Source organism: Arcobacter sp. 15-2 (assembly GCF_047159865.1).
Taxonomy (GTDB): domain Bacteria; phylum Campylobacterota; class Campylobacteria; order Campylobacterales; family Arcobacteraceae; genus JAIOSF01.
In genome coordinates this window covers 45,238-62,356 of the sequence record NZ_AP038804.1, presented here as the reverse complement: position 1 = coordinate 62,356, position 17,119 = coordinate 45,238, and the positions used below count along the sequence as shown (strand labels likewise).

Here is a 17,119-nt window from a genome sequence, read left to right as displayed (position 1 = left end):
TCAAAAGTACTTTAAGTAAGGGGTATAAATTAATTTGCTTATCTAATTAATTATTTTATAAGTGCAAAATCAATAATATTTTGTGCTCTTTTCTCCCAAGTATAATTTTCTAAAAATATTTCATATCCATTTTGAGCTAGTTTATTTTTTTTGTCTTTATCGTTTATCAAATTATTAATTGCATCTTTCCATTGAGTGATGTTTTTATAGTCTACTAAAACAGCACATTCTTCATTTATAACCTCTCTATAGACTTTAAAGTCTGAACAAATGATTGCTTTTTTTGAAGACATATATTCAAAAAGTTTAATAGGGGACATGAACTCACTAAGACGATTTCCCTCTTTATTACTTTGATATGGTGCAAGTAATATATCACACATATTTCTGTACTTGTAAGTTTCTTTTGGACTTACAAAACCATGAAATATTAAATTTGTATAAGAACCATTGGTTTTCCAAAAATCTAAATCTTTTTGATTTCCACCAATAATATGAAAATCTACATTTTGCATCTCTTTTGCTAACTCTACGATGATTTCTACACCTTTTCCTTTTAGTAAACTTCCTACATATCCTATTTGTACTCGCGATGAATTAAGTTTTACATTTTTAGGGATATCATTATTTGGGATTTTATTTGTTCCACTGTGAGCTACTAGTATAGCATTTGGATTTATATTATATGAGTTTTGATAGATAGTTTTAAGTGCATTCGAAATAGTTACCAATTTTGTAGTTTTAGAACTTTGAATAAATTTATGAAAAAAATAATTTAAAAATTTCTCTTTCTCTTTAAGTGGTTCATGTTTTTCAAATAATGTTAAAAAATCATTTTTTTGTGTTAAATAAAAAGCTAATGATTCATCTCTCCCATAGACTAAATCAGGTTTTATTTCTTTAACTATTGATAAACATCTTAATGAATAAATTCTTTTTTTTAAGTATTTGATATTTGGTGAAAAAACTTTTTTAAGAATAAAGTTTTCTTCTACTCCGTAGTATTCATAAATATTATTAATATTTTTTTCTTCAAGTTTTTTTGTCCACGGAGCCAAAAGAGTCACTTCATGACCTAATACTGCAAAAGCACTACACATTTTCATCACATTTATACTATTTGCTGTTCTTGATGGTATGATTGATCTTGATATATAAACTATTTTCAAATTTTATTCCCTTTTTTATACAAGTAAGTCTAAATACTCTTTTTGTTCTCGTTTTAAAGCAAATATCTCTAATGCTTTGTCGTGATTTGAAACTGCTTTTTGTTTCTCTTCCTCAATATTTTGGGCAACATCAAGAACTATTTCACTTAGGTTTTTTATGTTGTTTTCTTTTGTTAAATGTATATGAAAACCTAAGTCTTTAAATTCTGGGGATGAAGTATCGTTGTAAATAATAGGAATCAGTCCAAATCCAAGTGATTCGATGATCGCATTACTCATCCCTTCCCCTAAGCTAGGAAAGATAAAAATATCACTTTCTTGAAGATATGTTTTAACTTCGCTCGTGTAACCTATAAATTCAACTTTCTTTTGATATGGTGTTGTTTTAAGATAGTTTATCATAGTATAAAAATAATTTTTATCTTGAATATCTCCTAAAAAATTTAATTTAAATTCAATATTATTTTTGTCAAGAATTTCACATGCTTTAATCGCTTCAAACTGCCCTTTGCCAGGATGTATTCTTCCTACATGAATGAGATTAATCACCCCATCATATTTGTTATAAGAGATGTCTTTTTCTAGCTTTAGAGATGAATATATTCTTTGAACTTGTGCCTTTTTTGGTATAGGTAAAATATCAATAATATTTTGTTTCATATACTCGCAGTTCCCCACAAAGCAATCAACTTCTGAATAGAGTAATTTATGAATTAAATCTTTTTTAGATGTCGTTTTTTTAGAACCTTGTCTTATAATGAAGTTTATATTTAACCCTAATGTTGCAAAATATAAAGACTTCATCTCTGAAGCTCCAAGAAAAATAATATTTTTAATATTGTTATCAATTAAGATTTTTCTTACTTGTTTGATAAGTTTTAAACTTAAATTACTACTAAAAGAAACTTCATGAACTTTGATACTATAGTTTTCAAAATGTTCTTTTTTATTTATTATGTAGCTATTATCTCTTGCAATAAATTCTGTTTCTACTTTACTGCTGAGTAACCTTGCTAGTTTTACAGAGGCTAATTCCATTCCACCATTTACTCTTGATAAACATATAACTGCAGTTTTTTGTTTCATTTAGTACCTTTAAAAATGCATTATATCTAATATAAATTAAATTTATTATATAATATGTGTTATTTAAATAAAAGGTCATAATGTTTTGAAAATCACTGCAAATATAATTACACTGAATGAAGAAAAAAATATAGAAGCTGTTATAAAATCAGTTCAAACTGTTTGTGATGAAGTTTTGGTTGTAGATTCTTTAAGTAATGATAAAACTTGCGAAATAGCTGAACATTTAGGTGCAAGAGTTATTAAGCAAAAATACTTAGGTGATGGTCCTCAAAAAGCTTTTGGAGAAAACTATGCTACAAATGATTGGATTTTAAGTATAGATGCAGATGAACGACTGGACTTAAATGCAATTGAAGAGATACAAAAACTTGATTTAGAAACCACTTCTTATGATGGTTTCTCATTTGCAAGAAAAACTTATGTAGGGGATAATTTTATTAAACTTTGGTATCCAGATAGAGTTACTCGACTTTATAACAGAAAAAAATGTGCCTATTCAAAACAAAAAGGTCATGCTAAAGTAGAAGCTAAAAATGTTTGTGATTTAAAGGCTGATATGCTTCATTATTCTTATGAAGATTATATACAAATGATACGAACTACTGAAAAGTTTATCAAAAGAGGTGCCCAAATATCTCTTGAGTCAGGAAAAAAAGCATCATCATTAGATCCATTTGTTCATGGAGTAGGGGCTTTGTTTAAAGCTTTGGTTTTAAAAGGTGGAGCTTTTCATGGTATTCATGGTTGGAATGTTGCTGTGATATCTGCATATAGTTCTTATATGAAATATGCGTTAATGCTTGAGATGCAAAAAAATGACAAATAAAAAGATACTAGAAGTTTGTCTTTCTCCTGATTTAGGTGGATTAGAGCTATATATGAGTAACTGCTCCAATGAACTATCAAAAGAGTTTGATGTGTCTTGTGTAGTCTCTACAAACTCAAAACTCAAAGATTTTATAAAAAATGTTAAAACATTTGAGATACAAAGAAAAAGTAGTTTTTCATTCGTTTCATCTTTTAGGTTAGCAAAAATAATTGACCAAGAAGATATAGATATAGTACATCTTCATTGGACAAAAGATATCCCTATTATAGTATTAGCTAAGTTATTGTCAAAAAGAAAACCAAAAATAGTACAAACACGACATATGACTATGACAAGATTTAAAGATGATTTTTATCATAATTTTTTATATAAAAATATCGATACTATTATTTGTGTGACAAAAGCACTAGAAGATCAAATAAATAAATTTATTCCAGAAAAAACTCGACCAAAAACAAAAGTGATCTACCTTGGAGCCAATGCACCTGAACTTTTATGTGATGACAAAATAGAAGAGTTTAAAAAAGAGTTGGAAATAGGCAGTGCTTTTATAGTAGGGCTTGTAGGTAGAATCAATGAATTTAAAGGTCAGCATTTACTTATAGAAGCTATGAAATTGTTAAAAGAGAAAGAGTTAAATATAAAGGCATATATAGTTGGATCTGCTATGAATAATGAATATTTAGAAAAACTTAAACAACAAGTAAAAGATTATTCTCTTGAAGATAATATTATATTTACAGGTTTTACAAAAGAGCCTACAAAGTTTATGCAAGTATCTGATGTGATTTTGATGACTTCCAAAAATGAAACTTTTGGATTAGTTACAGTAGAGGCTATGAAAGTTGGCACAGCTGTTGTTGGCTCTAATAGTGGAGGGGTACTAGAAATCATTGATGATAAAGAAAGTGGACTTTTATTTGAAACTGGAGACTTTAAAGATTTAGCTTCAAAAATAGAGATGCTTTATGATGATAAAGAGTTGAAAAATAAACTTGCCAAAGCTGGACATAAAAAAGCAAATGAATGTTTTGATAGTAACAAACAGTTTGAAAAGTTAAATAGTTTTTTGAAAATGATTTAGGAGAAAGAGTGTTAACTTTAGAAGAAAAAGACTTTATGGCAAGAGGAGGTGAGAGAGAATGTTTCTTTCATCCTTCAGATTCAAAAAAAATAATCAAAATTTTATATAAAAAAAATGGTACTTATGCGTATGGTGGAAGTAGAAATAACATAGAGTACAAATACTATAAGTTTCTTGAAAAATCGAAAATACCTTTTTTGCATATATCAAAATGTTATGAATTTGTCGACACAAACTTAGGAAAGGGTTTAGTTTTTGATAAAGTATATGATTATGATGGAAAAATTTCTGCTCCTTTAACACAAATAATTCTTAAAAAAAGATTAGATATTAAAACAGAAACTCTTGTGATGAATGAACTCAAAAATTTCATTTTTGAAAATAATATATTATTTATAGATAATGCATTAAATAATATACTTTGTTGTGAATATGAAAAATCTAAATTTAGATTGATTATTATTGATGGACTAGGTGGGAAAAGAGAAGGTTTTAAATTTTGGTTTTATCTACACTCAAAAATGTATACTAAATATAAAATTAGAAAACAATGGAAAGATTTTATAAAAAAATATACTTTTTTTAAAAAAAACTTAATTAAGTATAAAAAAGGAAGAGATAAAAATAAATGATTTCAAAAAATGTTATACTCAATGATGATCTTCTCATAGCAAAAGGAAGTGGTAGGGCTTGTTATATTCATCCCGAAGATAGTACAAAAGTTATTAAAGTCACATATTCAGAGGAAGGGATAAGTAATGATCAGAATTTTATTGATTATGAATATAGTAAATATTTACGAAAGCACAAGAAAAATTTATCTAATTTAGTATTGTCTTATGATTTTATTAAAACAAATCTAGGGGATGGTTTAGTATTTGATAGAATAATGAACTATGACCAATCAAGTGTCAAGTCATTTAGATATTTGTTAGCAAAAAAAATTATAACAGTTGAAGAGCAAAAGAAATTATTAACTGAACTTAATGAATATTTAGAAAAAGAAGATATATTATTTATTGATAATAGTTTGACAAATATTTTATGCCAAAAAGATAAAGAAAATAACTATAAACTAATGATTGTTGATGGATTAGGTGCAAAGAGAAGAGGTTTGAAATTTTGGCTTTATTTAAATTGTTCATTGTACAGAAAGTATAAAGTAAAAAAACAATGGATAAAGTTAATGAAATCATATAAAAAAGATTTAAAAAGAACAACCTTAAATAAAAATCCAATTACACGATTTTAGGTTAATAAACTCTATCAATTAAAAATACAATAAGGAAATTTTTGAACATTAAATTTGAACTAAATACCAACTATAAAATAATGGAACAGTTTTTATTGGATATAAAAAAATATTTTAATAATAACTCAAATAGTATTCATAAAGCTAGAAATGAACTAAAGGTTATAGAATTTGAAAGAATGGATACAGTTGTTAAATCTTTTAAAGTTCCAAATATACTCAATAAAATAATATATACATTTTTTAGAGAATCAAAAGCAAAAAGATCATATAAATATTCTATAAAGATAGAAAAGTTTGTACCTAAACCTATAGGTTATATAGAATTTTATAAAAATACTCTATTGGATGAAAGTTATTTTATTAGTGAAAAATTTGATTATACTTATACCATAAGAGAAGCACTAAAAAAACAACTAAATAAAACAGATGATGAGTACAATGCTATTTATAAAGCATTTGCAAAATTCACTTTTGAACTACATGAAGAAAATATATTTCATGATGATTATTCTCCAGGGAATATTCTTATCAAAGAAACAACAGATGGCTATGAGTTTAAAATAGTTGATATAAATAGAATGAGTTTTGATAAGTTATCAGAAATAAAAAGGGCTCAGAATTTTGAAAAGCTTTGGGCATTAGATGAGATATTGGAAGTTATGGCAGATGAATATACTAAATATCATAAGACTTCTAATAAAAAAGAATTTAAACAAAATGTGTTGTATTTTTCAAATAAAAATAAAAAAATAAAAAACTTCAAAAAAAGAATAAAAGGAAATCCTGTAACAGACTAGGTTACAGTAATGATACATGATAAGTGATATTAATGAAATAAGTAAAAATTTACAAGAATTTTTTAGTATAAATGAGTTGCAGTGTGTAAGTGACAACTCTCATAGTTACTATTTAAAAGAGATAAAAGTGGATAATATTTTAAATGAAGTTTTTAAAATATGTTCTCTCAATGAATATTGTTTTAGTATTTTCAGGGATAAATTTGCTCAAATAAAAGTTATAATTTTTGATAAATATGAGAATGACTCCATAGAGTTTTTATTTTATACAATAGATCCAAATGAGATACTTCTTGATGAACAAACAAAGTACACTAAACGAGTCAATTTTTTACGAAAATTAAAAATACTTCCAGTAATAGGTCCTGATGGAGCTGGTAAAACTACATTATTGACACAAGTTATTAAAGAGCTTAATCAAAAAATATTTTATAAAAGATTTAAAAAAATTGTTAGGCGTTCGATAATTTACAATATTGTACAACCTATAAATAAATATTTTTTAACAAAAAAACTTGGTCGAAAACCAGAAAAAGATCAGCATGATGATATACATTATCTTCTTATTATTTTTGCAGGTTTAGGATACTACCCTTATTTGTTTTTTCAATCATTATTCAAAAAAAATATAATTATATTGGATAGATTTTTTTATGATTATTTATTAAAAGATATTTCATTTATGGAGAAAAATACTTGTTTAAGAAAGAATTGGAAATTTCTTTTAAAATTTATTCCTCAATCGTATTGGATTATTCATCTTGATGCTAATGCAGAAATTATATTGTCACGAAAAGAAGAGTTGTCTTTCGATGATATTGAGAAATATAGAGAATTGAATTTTATGTTATATTTAAATAAGCCATCAGTAGTTTATTCATACATTAATACAGGGTTAGAAATTGAAAGATGTAAGAATATATTGTTAAAAACAGGAAGAAAATCAAAGGTTTTTAATGACTAAGAATTTAGAGCGTAAATAATATGAATATATTAATCACAAGACACGATAAAATAGGGGACTTTATGACTATGCTTCCTGTCTGTAAAGTTTTAAAAGAGCAGACGAACCATAAGATAGTTATGCTCGTTTCTAAAGTAAATGTGGCAATTGCACAAAAGCTTGACTTTATTGATGATGTTATTGAGTATAGTGAAGATACTTTTACACTTTTAAAAAGATTAGCTCCGTATAAATTTGATGTGAGTATTAGTGGGTATATCGATGTTAATTTAGGATTTACTTTATTTTTAGCGCGTATTCCTATGCGAATTGCACCTGCTACAAAAATTGCACAAATATTTTTTAACAATAAAGTGAAGCAAAGAAGAAGTAAAGTAGAAAAAACTGAGTGGGCTTATAATCTTGACTTACTTAAACAGTTTGATAATAATCTAGATTTAAATTTTTCTAAACCACTTGTAAGTTTAGATGTTAAAAGAGAAGATAGGGTGATATTTCATGCTGGTTTTGGTGGAAGTAGCGATGGAAATCTTACTCTTGATGAGTATTTAACTCTTGCAAAAAAAGTGAGTCAAGATAGTGATTCTGAAGTGGTGTTTTGTTTTGGTCCTGATGATAAAGAGACTCAAGAGTATATCTTGAAAAATCTTGATTTTGAAGCTACGATTAGAGATGATTTTACTTCTCTTTGGGACTATACAACTTATATAGCTACATCAAAGCTTTTTGTTAGTACTTCAACAGGACCTATGCATTTAGCTGGACTGACAAATACTCCAACTTTATCATTTTTTGGAAGTAATCTGTTTGCTAGTTCTAAAAGGTGGGCAACAATAAGTGACACAAAATATCAACACAATTATGAGATACCACCAAATTATGGCAAAGAATTTTATGATATAATAGAACTTAAACTAATGGAGATAATAAAATGAACAAATATACAAACATAGATTTTAATAATAAAACAATTTTAATAACAGGAGCTGCTGGATTTATAGGGAGTAGTTTAGCATTTTATTTTCAAGAAAATTATCCGCAAGCTAGAGTTGTGGCTTTTGATATGTTTAGAAGTGGAGAGACTTTTTCAAATGGAAACTTAAAAAGTTTTGGACACTTTAAGAATCTTTTGGGTTTTAAAGGTATAGTAATTAGTGGTGATATTAACGATAAAATTGCTTTACAGGAGTTAGAAGAAAATTATAGCTTTGATTATATTTTTCATCAAGCAGCGATATCTGATACAACTGTTGGTGAACAAGATTTGATGATGAAAACAAATGTAAATGCTTATGAAGATCTTCTTAAAATTGCTATAAAACATAGTGCAAATATGATATATGCAAGTTCAGCTGCTACTTACGGAGATAGCGATAGATTTGAAGTTGGCTATGAACAACCTAACAACGCTTATGGTTTTTCAAAAGTGATGATGGATAATATCACAGCCCAATACCTTAAAAAAGATTTAGATATCTCTATCGTTGGACTAAAGTATTTCAATGTTTATGGTCCTAGAGAATTTTTCAAAAACTCGACAGCTTCTATGGTAGTGCAGTTTGGTCATCAAATTTTAAAAGGTCTTACTCCAAAACTTTTTGAAGGTAGTGATAAGATTTTGAGAGATTTTATCTATATTGACGATATTATTCAAGCCAATATTAAAGCTTGTAAACCTAAAAAATCTGGCGTATATAATGTAGGAACAGGAAAAGCTAGAAGTTTTGAAGATATTGTAAATATTTTACAAAAAGAGCTTAAAATTGATAATGGAAAAGAGTATATGCCTAATCCATTCATAGGTTCGTATCAGTTTTTTACTCAAGCAAATATTGAAACAACAAAAGAGAACTTAGGGTATGAGCCACAAGTATCTATGGAAGAGGGTATAAAAGCATACATTCCTGAGATAAAAAGACTTTTTGATACAGAGGTAAAAAAGTAATGCCTGATACAAATTTTACAAAGAAGCCAAATATTTTAGTGATTGGTGATTTGATGATTGATCATTATTTATGGGGAAGTACAAATCGTATTTCACCTGAAGCACCTGTTCAAGTTGTTGATATTCAAAAAGAAACAACTGTTTTAGGTGGTGCAGGTAATGTTGTGAATAATCTTGTATCACTTGGTGCTGATGTTATGGTGATATCAGTTGTTGGAGAAGATGAAGTATCTAAAGAGTTAACTCAAATGCTTGAAGATATAAAAGTGCGACACTATTTAATATGTGATGAAAATAGAAAAACAACCAAAAAAAGTAGAATCATAGCTTCTGCACAACAAATCATACGCTATGACCAAGAGTCAAAAGAGGATATATCTGCAGAAAGTGAAGCTTTAATTACTGTTGGACTTTTAAAAATAATTGAGCAATTTGATGTTGTATTAGTTTCTGATTATGGGAAAGGTGTTATTACTGATAACTTAATGGCTAAAATAAATTTTTGTGCTTCTGGTAAAGAGGTGAAAGTTTTAGTTGATCCTAAGGGTGATGATTATAGTAAGTACATTGGTAGTTATTTACTTACTCCAAATAAAAAAGAAGCAGAATCTGCTACTAAAATTGATATTAAAGATGATGAGAGTTTAAAGGTTGCACTCAAAAAATTACATAATACTGCGTGTTTACAAGTGCCTATGATCACATTGAGTGAAGATGGAATAGCAATTTTAGATGAAAACGATAAAGTGATAAAAAAACCAACCGTTGCAAGAGAAGTGTTTGATGTGACAGGTGCTGGAGATACTGTGTTAGCTTCTTTAGGGTACTGTTTGGCTTTAGAAAAAAGTATTATCGATTCTATTGAGTTTGCAAATTTAGCTGCTGGGGTAGTTGTAGGCAAAATTGGATCTGCAACAGCTTCTTTAGAAGAGATAGAAGAGTATAAAAGTAGTCTTCATAAAAGTAGTATCGAATCACACATTAAGAGTTTTGAAGAGATCGAATCAACTGTAGCAAGGCTGAAAAAACAAAATAAAAAAATAGTATTTACAAATGGCTGTTTTGATATTTTGCATAAAGGGCATGTTCAATATCTTGATAAAGCTAAATCATTTGGAGATGTTCTTATTTTAGGACTCAACAGTGACGCAAGTGTAAGTGCACTCAAAGGACCAAATCGACCTATAAACTGTGAAGATGATAGAGCATATATTTTAGCAGCTTTGGAAAGTGTTGATTATGTTGTAAAATTTACAGATGATACTCCACTTAGTCTTATTGAGATAGTTAAGCCTGATGTTTTAGTAAAAGGTGGAGACTATGAAGGTAAAAAAGTTGTAGGTAGTGAAATAGCTGGTGAGCTTAAACTTGTCCAGTTTGTGGATGGTAAAAGTACCACAAAAACTATAGAAAAAATACAAGCCAGTGAAGCTTAAAATTTATACTATAATAGGATAGTTTGTGAAAATATTTATAGAGATACCAACTTGGCTTGGTGATGCTGTTATGGCAACACCTGCAATTGAAAATATAGTACAAACATATCCTAGTGCTAAATTTACTATTTTTGGTTCATTTGTATCTACAAAGCTTTTTTTAGAACATCCAAATGTAAATAATATAATAATAGATAATAGTAAATCAAAAGGCAACCGATATAAAAATCTTTTTAAATTAGCAAAAAAAGAGAAAAAATTTGATTTGGCAATTAGTTTTAGAAAAAATTTTACTACAAAGTTTTTACTTTATTTTATTGATGCGAAGAAAAAATTTTATTATAAAAGATTTGATAAAAAGCTAAAAACACATCAGGTGATACGCTACAATGACTTTATCAATCGTAGCCTCAAGATTAATACAAAACCTCAAAAACTTAAAATTTATCAAAATTTAGAAAAAAAAGAGAGTACAAAAAAAATACTGGGAATTAATCCTGGAGCTACCTATGGAAGTGCTAAAAGATGGTATCCTGCAGAGTTTGCGAAAGTTGCAATTGTTCTTTCTAAATACTACGATATCAAAATATTTGGTGGACCTAGTGAAACTGAGATAGCAGGAGATATTGAAAAATCTTTGGTAAAATCTGGCGTAAACAACTATGAAAACCTAGCTGGTAAAACAAGTGTAGAAGAGCTTATTGAAAATATCTCAAATTTAGACTTGTTTATCACTAATGACTCTGGACCTATGCATGTAGCAGCGGCTTTTGATGTTCCAACAGTTTGTATTTTTGGACCTACTAGACACAATGAAACAAATCAATGGCAAAATACTCACGAGATGCTATTACGAAAAGAAATGGAGTGTAGTCCCTGTATGAAGAGAGTATGTCCTCTCAAAGATGAAAAAGAAAATCATGCCTGTATGAAACTTATTACGGCACAAGATGTACTAGAACGATTACAGCAAGAATCAATCATCTAAAGGCTTTATAATATGAAGTTACAAAAGATTATTCAAGTATCGATTATTAGCTCTTTTTTATCTTCATCTTTATTGGCTTCAAAACCTGAACTTTTTCTTCTAAAAACATACAAAGATCAAAATATTACAGGTTGGGTTATGAGTGAAAAGCTTGATGGTATAAGAGCATACTGGGATGGGAAACAGCTTTTAAGTAGAAGTGGTAAAATTATACATGCACCACAATGGTTCACAAAAGACTATCCAAACTTTGAGATAGATGGTGAACTTTGGAGTAAAAGAGATGATTTTGAAAATATCTCTTCCATTGTTAGAGATAAAGTTCCATCAAAAAATTGGGATGAAATCAAACATTATATTTATGAAGTTCCAAATGCAAAAGGGATGTTATTTCAAAGATTAGAAAAAGTAAAACCTTATGAAAATGAAAATATAAAGATATTGCCACAAATAATAATAAAAAATAAACAACATCAAAATGATTTTTTAGACGAGATTGAAGAGAAAAAAGGTGAGGGAATTGTTGTTCGTGACCCTAATACTTTGTATATAAATAAGCGAACAAACAAAGCTTTGAAGATAAAAAAATTCAAAGATACCGAGTGCAAAATTATTGGATATACAGAAGGAAAAGGTAAATATTTTGATAAAGTAGGGGCTATTATTTGTCAACTTCCTAGTCAAATTATATTTAAAATAGGGAGTGGATTGAGTGATAAATTTAGAAATAATCCACCAAAAACAGGAACAACAATCACCTTCAAATACCAAAATATCACCAAGTATGGGAAGCCTAGATTTCCTATATATTTAAGAATAAGAGAGCAATAATATGGAACAAAAAACACCATTTATATGGGATGAATATTCTGATCAACCGCATGTTATTAGAGATAAATCATACAAAAAAACAATGAGAAAAAGATATAAAAATGACTTTTTAAAGATGTTAGGAACGACACTTTTTATGTTTCCATTATCTGTTTCATTGATGAAAATATTCACTAAAAAACAGTCCAAGGATTTTTTGAAAGAGGAGTTCTATGGTTTGGGTGTAAACTTAGATAAAGGTGAGTTTCAACAAGAGCTTATAGAAGAGCTTGGAGTAAAGTCGTTAATCATTAGAGTCCCATTAAGTGATATACAAAATTTAGATAGATATTATGAGTTTGTTAAAAGTTTTGGCACTGACAAAAAAATCCTTTTAAATATAATGCAAGATAGAATTCATATAGAAGATATTGACCTATTAAAGTTACACATAATGGAAATATTTAATACCTTTAAAGATATAACACAAGAGTATCAAATTGGAACAACAATCAATAGAGCAAAGTGGGGCTTTTTTGCAGTGAAAGAGTATCTTGATTTTTATAAAACTGTACAAGATATAAGGGATGAAAAGTATTCTACACTCAAACTCTTAGGTCCATCTGTTATTGACTTTGAGTATCACTATACTATACGAGCTTTGTTCAATAATTTTCCTATAAAGTTTGACAAACTTTCCTCTTTGCTTTATGTTGATAGAAGAGGTGCTCCTACAAATACGCAAATGGGAATTTTTGATACGAAAAATAAAATTGATATGCTTTACTCTCTTGTAAAACTTAGCCCAAAAATGAAAAGCGATGATATCTATATCACCGAAGTAAATTGGCCGCTTAGTGGAACAGCACCTTATGCACCGACGAGTGAACTTGAGTGTGTGAGTGAGGATGATTATTCAAGATATATGTTGGAGTATTTTCAAATTGCAAAAGATTCGCAAAAAGTGCAAAAAGTTTTTTGGCATCAACTTATTGCACCTGGTTATGGACTTGTCGATAATAGAGATGGAAAGATTCGAAAAACAAAAGCATTTTATGAGTTACAGAAACTATTAAAATAATTTTCTAATATAATTAAAATTTATATAATAAAGTTGATAATGATTATTATATTAAAGTATTATTAAGTATATTTTATGTAATATTTGATAATGATTATTAGTAATAAAGGATAAATATGTTAAAAAATATATTAGCTACTGCACTTGTAGCAACAATCGGATTTTCTGCAACTCAAGAGGTAAATATCTATTCTCATAGACATTATGATACAGATAAGCAACTTTATAAGATGTTTGAAAAAAATACAGGTATTAAAGTAAATATTGTAAAAGCAAAAGCAAATGAACTTATCAACAGATTAGAAAGTGAAGGGAAAAACTCTCCTGCTGATATTTTAATCACTTCAGATGCAGGTCGATTATATTTAGCACAAGAAAAAGGTTTACTGCAAACTATTAACTCTAAAATTTTAAATGAAGCTGTACCAGAAAATTTAAGACAAAAAAATGGATACTGGTTTGCTTTGACAAAAAGAGCAAGAGTTATTGTATACAACAAAGATAAGGTGAACCCTTCGGAACTATCTACTTATGAAGACTTAACATCTCCAAAGTTTAAAGGTAAAGTTTTAATTAGAAAAGCAAGTAATATCTACAACCAGTCGCTTTTAGCGTCAATGATAGCTCATGATGGTGAAAAAAATGCAAAAGCTTGGGCAAAAGGTATGGTGAATAATTTTGCAAGAACACCAAAAGGAAGTGACAGAGATCAAATGAAAGCAGTTGCTGCAAATGTTGGTGATGTTGCTGTTGTAAATACTTATTATGTAGGAAAACTTTTAAACTCAAAAAAAACAAGCGAAGTAAAAGTTGGAGAAAAAATGGGTGTTTTTTTTCCTAATCAAAATGATAGAGGAGCACATATAAATATCTCAGGAGCGGGTGTTGCTAAATATAGTAAAAATAAAGAAAATGCTGTTAAACTGTTAGAATTCTTAGTATCACCTAAAGCTCAAGGTATGTTTGCAGAAGCAAACTATGAATATCCTGTAAATAAAAATGTTAAACCATCTGCACTTTTAGAATCTTGGGGAACTTTTAAAGAAGATACTTTAGATTTAGAAGAGTTAGGTAAAAACAATGCAAAAGCAGTAAAAATATTCAATGAGGTGAACTGGAAATAATATTGATGTTCAAAAAATTACAAATACCATCTAGCTGGATAAATATATCCACTCTTCTTACTTTTATTTTGATTGTACCAATTGCATTAATCGTTTCAAATGCTTTTGGTGCACAAAGTGATACATTAACTCACTTAAAAGAAACAGTTTTAAATGACTATATTATAAACACGCTAATTTTATTAGCAGGTGTTTGTAGTCTAAGTTTAATTTTTGGAGTAGGAAGTGCGTATTTTGTAACTTTTTATAACTTTCGGTTTTCTAAGTTTTTCTCTATTGTACTTATTTTGCCGTTTATTATCCCTTCTTATATTTTAGGATTTATCTATTCTGATATTTTAGGGTTTTATGGACCACTACATCTTTTTTTAAGAGATATGGGAATCAAAGATTACTTTGATGTTTTAAATATGAAGTCGGTTATTATTATTTTAGCTTTGGCGCTTTATCCATATATTTATCTTATTGTGAAATCTTCTTTTTCAAAACATTCTAGCTTTTTATTAAATCCTGCCTTATCATTAGGGATTGGTAGATTTAAAATATTTTATAAAATTATATTACCACTTTCACGACCTGCTATTATTGGGGCATTGTCTTTGGTGATGATGGAAACTATTAGTGAATATGGTTTGGTAAAATATTTTGGAGTAGATACTTTGAGTACTGCTGTATTTACAGCTTGGTTTGGACTCAATGACGCAAATAGCGCCGCGTATATCTCTACTATTGCAATGGCAATGGTTTTTACTATACTTATTATAGAAAAGTTTAATAGAGGAGGGGCTCGATATAAAGTAGAGTCTGTATCAACTCCTATAAAAAAAATAAAAACAAATTTAGTAGGTCAGATACTTATCATAGGATTTTTACTTATACCATTTACTTTTGGTTTTTTGATTCCTATTATTTGGATAGTAAAATACTCACTTATACATTATTCTTTTGTTTTAGATGAGGAGTATGTTCAAACTATTTTAAATAGTTTTTTTGCGGCTTCTATTTCTGCTTTGTTGATAGTAATGATTGCAATTATATTAGGATATAGTGCAAGAATTTTTGATAATAAGTATATGAAATATCTTTTAAAAATTGCTACTTTAGGATACTCTATTCCAGGAGCTGTTATTGCTGTTGGTGTGATCATTTTAAGTACAACTATAGATAACTACCTTATTGAAAATTTTGGCTTTGATAAGCTTCTTTTAGGTGGTACACTATTTATACTTTGTTTTGGTTATATAGTACGATTTTTGGCAGTTGCTTTAAATAGTGTAGAATCTTCATTTGAAAAAGTAGGAATCAATGTAAACAAAGCTTCACGAAGTTTAAATAAATCATTTTTAACTACACTCGTAAAAGTAGATTTTCCACTTATAAAAAGTGGTGTTATTGCTGCTTTTATTTTAGTTTTTATAGATATTTTAAAAGAGTTACCAGCAACACTTATTTTGAGACCTTTTAACTATGAAACACTCTCAACAAAAACATATGAGTTGGCATCTATTGATATGGTTCAAGAATCTTCTATTTATGCTCTTACTATAGTTTTAATATCAATCATACCAATCATTTATACTTTGAAGGAAAGCAATGAAAAACATACTAACTCTTAACAATATATCAAAATCTTTTGACAATAATGAAATTTTAAAAGATATAACACTTGATATAGAAAAAGGAAAAATTATATCACTTTTAGGAAAAAGTGGAAGTGGTAAAAGTACTTTGTTGAATATTATTGCTGGATTTGAGCAAAGTAAAACGGGAATATTATGTTTAAATAACAAAATTTTATCAGACCAAAAAATATTTATAGAACCACAAAAAAGAAATATTGGTTTTGTATTTCAAAACTATGCACTTTTTCCCCATATGACTATTTTTGATAATATCACATTTGGAATTGAAAACTATCAAAAAGAGGAAAAAAATAAAATTGCAAAAGAGTTACTAGAACTAGTACACTTAAGTGGATATGAAAAAAGATATCCACATGAATTATCAGGTGGTCAGCAACAAAGAGTTGCTCTCATTCGAGCAATGGCACTTAATCCTGAACTTATTTTACTCGATGAACCTTTTAGTGGAATAGATACTATGCTAAAATCACAAATTCAAAAAGAGCTTTTACAAATACTAAAGTCAACACATAAAACAGCCATCATAGTTACACACGATAGTAGTGAAGCGATGGCGATGAGTGACAAAATCATCTATTTGGAAGATGGCAAAATCATGCAGTATGATACCCCTGTAAATATCTACAAAAAACCAAAAACAAAAAATATCGCCAAAAGTTTTGGAATAGCGAATTTTATCAAAAAAGATGATATAGAGTATTGTGTAAGAGTAGATGAGTGTAGGTTAAGTGATGAAGCAGGGGAGTACAAAGTATCTATAGTATCACAAAGCTTTCAAGGGGATAAATATATATTAGATGTACAGTTTGATAACAATATATTTACAGTATACTCACCAGTATGTTTAAGTGATGAAAACTTATTTTTATCAATTTCTTGGGATGATGTTGTAGAAGTTACTTAGA

The 17,119-nt window shown here is 28.2% G+C and carries 17 protein-coding genes; 15 read left to right on the top strand and 2 right to left on the bottom strand.

Translation table 11 applies throughout. From position 1 onward, the window contains the following. Positions 1 to 50: 50 nt before the first annotated feature. Positions 51 to 1,169 carry a glycosyltransferase gene (locus ACMCMH_RS00290; protein ID WP_412725925.1) on the bottom strand — a complete coding sequence of 373 codons (1,119 nt, stop codon included), beginning with the start codon at positions 1,167 to 1,169 and terminating at the stop codon, positions 51 to 53. A gap of 15 nt (positions 1,170 to 1,184) precedes the next feature. Continuing rightward, entirely contained in the window at positions 1,185 to 2,255 is a 1,071-nt protein-coding gene (locus ACMCMH_RS00285) for a glycosyltransferase (RefSeq protein WP_412725923.1), read from the bottom strand. Positions 2,256 to 2,340: 85 nt separating this feature from the next. On the opposite strand from ACMCMH_RS00285, the gene ACMCMH_RS00280 reads away from it, so the two are divergent. The 15 genes from ACMCMH_RS00280 to ACMCMH_RS00210 all read left to right on the top strand — a co-directional run bounded on the left by ACMCMH_RS00280 (position 2,341) and on the right by ACMCMH_RS00210 (position 17,118). Then, a complete protein-coding gene (locus ACMCMH_RS00280; RefSeq protein WP_412725921.1) occupies positions 2,341 to 3,084 on the top strand; it encodes a glycosyltransferase family 2 protein in 744 nt (247 codons plus the stop codon). Continuing rightward, positions 3,074 to 4,171 carry a glycosyltransferase family 4 protein gene (locus ACMCMH_RS00275; RefSeq protein WP_412725919.1) on the top strand — a complete coding sequence of 366 codons (1,098 nt, stop codon included), beginning with the start codon at positions 3,074 to 3,076 and terminating at the stop codon, positions 4,169 to 4,171. The genes ACMCMH_RS00280 and ACMCMH_RS00275 overlap by 11 nt, the downstream gene beginning before the upstream one ends. Before the next feature lie 8 nt (positions 4,172 to 4,179). Next, positions 4,180 to 4,803 carry a YrbL family protein gene (locus ACMCMH_RS00270; protein WP_412725917.1) on the top strand — a complete coding sequence of 208 codons (624 nt, stop codon included), beginning with the start codon at positions 4,180 to 4,182 and terminating at the stop codon, positions 4,801 to 4,803. Next, positions 4,800 to 5,423, top strand: coding sequence for a YrbL family protein (locus ACMCMH_RS00265; protein WP_412725915.1), 624 nt, complete (start codon positions 4,800 to 4,802; stop codon positions 5,421 to 5,423). Before ACMCMH_RS00270 ends, ACMCMH_RS00265 begins: the two co-directional genes overlap by 4 nt. 41 nt (positions 5,424 to 5,464) lie before the next feature. Further along, positions 5,465 to 6,223, top strand: a complete 759-nt coding sequence (locus ACMCMH_RS00260) for a lipopolysaccharide kinase InaA family protein (RefSeq protein ID WP_412725913.1) — start codon at positions 5,465 to 5,467, stop codon at positions 6,221 to 6,223. Between the two features lie 16 nt (positions 6,224 to 6,239). Continuing rightward, on the top strand, positions 6,240 to 7,187 hold the full coding sequence (locus tag ACMCMH_RS00255) for a hypothetical protein (RefSeq protein ID WP_412725911.1): 948 nt from the start codon (positions 6,240 to 6,242) through the stop codon (positions 7,185 to 7,187). A gap of 20 nt (positions 7,188 to 7,207) precedes the next feature. Then, the gene (locus tag ACMCMH_RS00250) at positions 7,208 to 8,122 is read left to right on the top strand and encodes a glycosyltransferase family 9 protein (RefSeq protein WP_412725909.1); all 915 of its coding nucleotides are present in this window, start codon (positions 7,208 to 7,210) and stop codon (positions 8,120 to 8,122) included. Continuing rightward, a complete protein-coding gene (rfaD, locus tag ACMCMH_RS00245) occupies positions 8,119 to 9,132 on the top strand; it encodes an ADP-glyceromanno-heptose 6-epimerase (protein ID WP_412725907.1) in 1,014 nt (337 codons plus the stop codon). The genes ACMCMH_RS00250 and rfaD overlap by 4 nt, the downstream gene beginning before the upstream one ends. Continuing rightward, positions 9,132 to 10,568: a D-glycero-beta-D-manno-heptose-7-phosphate kinase gene (gene rfaE1, locus ACMCMH_RS00240; protein ID WP_412725905.1), complete on the top strand. Its 1,437-nt coding sequence runs from the start codon at positions 9,132 to 9,134 to the stop codon at positions 10,566 to 10,568. Before rfaD ends, rfaE1 begins: the two co-directional genes overlap by 1 nt. Before the next feature lie 25 nt (positions 10,569 to 10,593). Beyond that, positions 10,594 to 11,556 (top strand): glycosyltransferase family 9 protein, encoded by a 963-nt coding sequence (locus ACMCMH_RS00235; protein WP_412725903.1) that lies wholly within the window; start codon positions 10,594 to 10,596, stop codon positions 11,554 to 11,556. 12 nt (positions 11,557 to 11,568) lie between these two features. Continuing rightward, positions 11,569 to 12,387, top strand: a complete 819-nt coding sequence (locus tag ACMCMH_RS00230; RefSeq protein WP_412725901.1) for a DNA ligase — start codon at positions 11,569 to 11,571, stop codon at positions 12,385 to 12,387. A 1-nt stretch (position 12,388) separates the two neighbouring features. Further along, the gene (locus ACMCMH_RS00225; RefSeq protein WP_412725899.1) at positions 12,389 to 13,447 is read left to right on the top strand and encodes a hypothetical protein; all 1,059 of its coding nucleotides are present in this window, start codon (positions 12,389 to 12,391) and stop codon (positions 13,445 to 13,447) included. Positions 13,448 to 13,563: 116 nt separating this feature from the next. Beyond that, entirely contained in the window at positions 13,564 to 14,571 is a 1,008-nt protein-coding gene (locus ACMCMH_RS00220; protein WP_412725897.1) for a Fe(3+) ABC transporter substrate-binding protein, read from the top strand. Positions 14,572 to 14,576: 5 nt separating this feature from the next. Next, positions 14,577 to 16,187: an ABC transporter permease gene (locus ACMCMH_RS00215; RefSeq protein WP_412725895.1), complete on the top strand. Its 1,611-nt coding sequence runs from the start codon at positions 14,577 to 14,579 to the stop codon at positions 16,185 to 16,187. Next, complete coding sequence (locus ACMCMH_RS00210) at positions 16,165 to 17,118, top strand: ABC transporter ATP-binding protein (protein ID WP_412725893.1); 954 nt, start codon at positions 16,165 to 16,167, stop codon at positions 17,116 to 17,118. Before ACMCMH_RS00215 ends, ACMCMH_RS00210 begins: the two co-directional genes overlap by 23 nt. Position 17,119: the final 1 nt, after the last annotated feature.

Excerpts from the sequence above, each read along its gene's own strand:
- ACMCMH_RS00225 (WP_412725899.1), top strand. The coding sequence starts at position 12,389 with ATGGAACAAAAAACACCATTTATATGGGATGAATATTCTGATCAACCG.
- ACMCMH_RS00250 (WP_412725909.1), top strand. The coding sequence starts at position 7,208 with ATGAATATATTAATCACAAGACACGATAAAATAGGGGACTTTATGACT.
- ACMCMH_RS00220 (WP_412725897.1), top strand. The coding sequence starts at position 13,564 with ATGTTAAAAAATATATTAGCTACTGCACTTGTAGCAACAATCGGATTT.
- ACMCMH_RS00255 (WP_412725911.1), top strand. The coding sequence starts at position 6,240 with ATGATAAGTGATATTAATGAAATAAGTAAAAATTTACAAGAATTTTTT.
- ACMCMH_RS00285 (WP_412725923.1), bottom strand. The coding sequence starts at position 2,255 with ATGAAACAAAAAACTGCAGTTATATGTTTATCAAGAGTAAATGGTGGA.
- ACMCMH_RS00275 (WP_412725919.1), top strand. The coding sequence starts at position 3,074 with ATGACAAATAAAAAGATACTAGAAGTTTGTCTTTCTCCTGATTTAGGT.
- ACMCMH_RS00215 (WP_412725895.1), top strand. The coding sequence starts at position 14,577 with ATGTTCAAAAAATTACAAATACCATCTAGCTGGATAAATATATCCACT.
- rfaE1 (WP_412725905.1), top strand. The coding sequence starts at position 9,132 with ATGCCTGATACAAATTTTACAAAGAAGCCAAATATTTTAGTGATTGGT.
- ACMCMH_RS00230 (WP_412725901.1), top strand. The coding sequence starts at position 11,569 with ATGAAGTTACAAAAGATTATTCAAGTATCGATTATTAGCTCTTTTTTA.
- ACMCMH_RS00210 (WP_412725893.1), top strand. The coding sequence starts at position 16,165 with ATGAAAAACATACTAACTCTTAACAATATATCAAAATCTTTTGACAAT.
- ACMCMH_RS00265 (WP_412725915.1), top strand. The coding sequence starts at position 4,800 with ATGATTTCAAAAAATGTTATACTCAATGATGATCTTCTCATAGCAAAA.
- rfaD (WP_412725907.1), top strand. The coding sequence starts at position 8,119 with ATGAACAAATATACAAACATAGATTTTAATAATAAAACAATTTTAATA.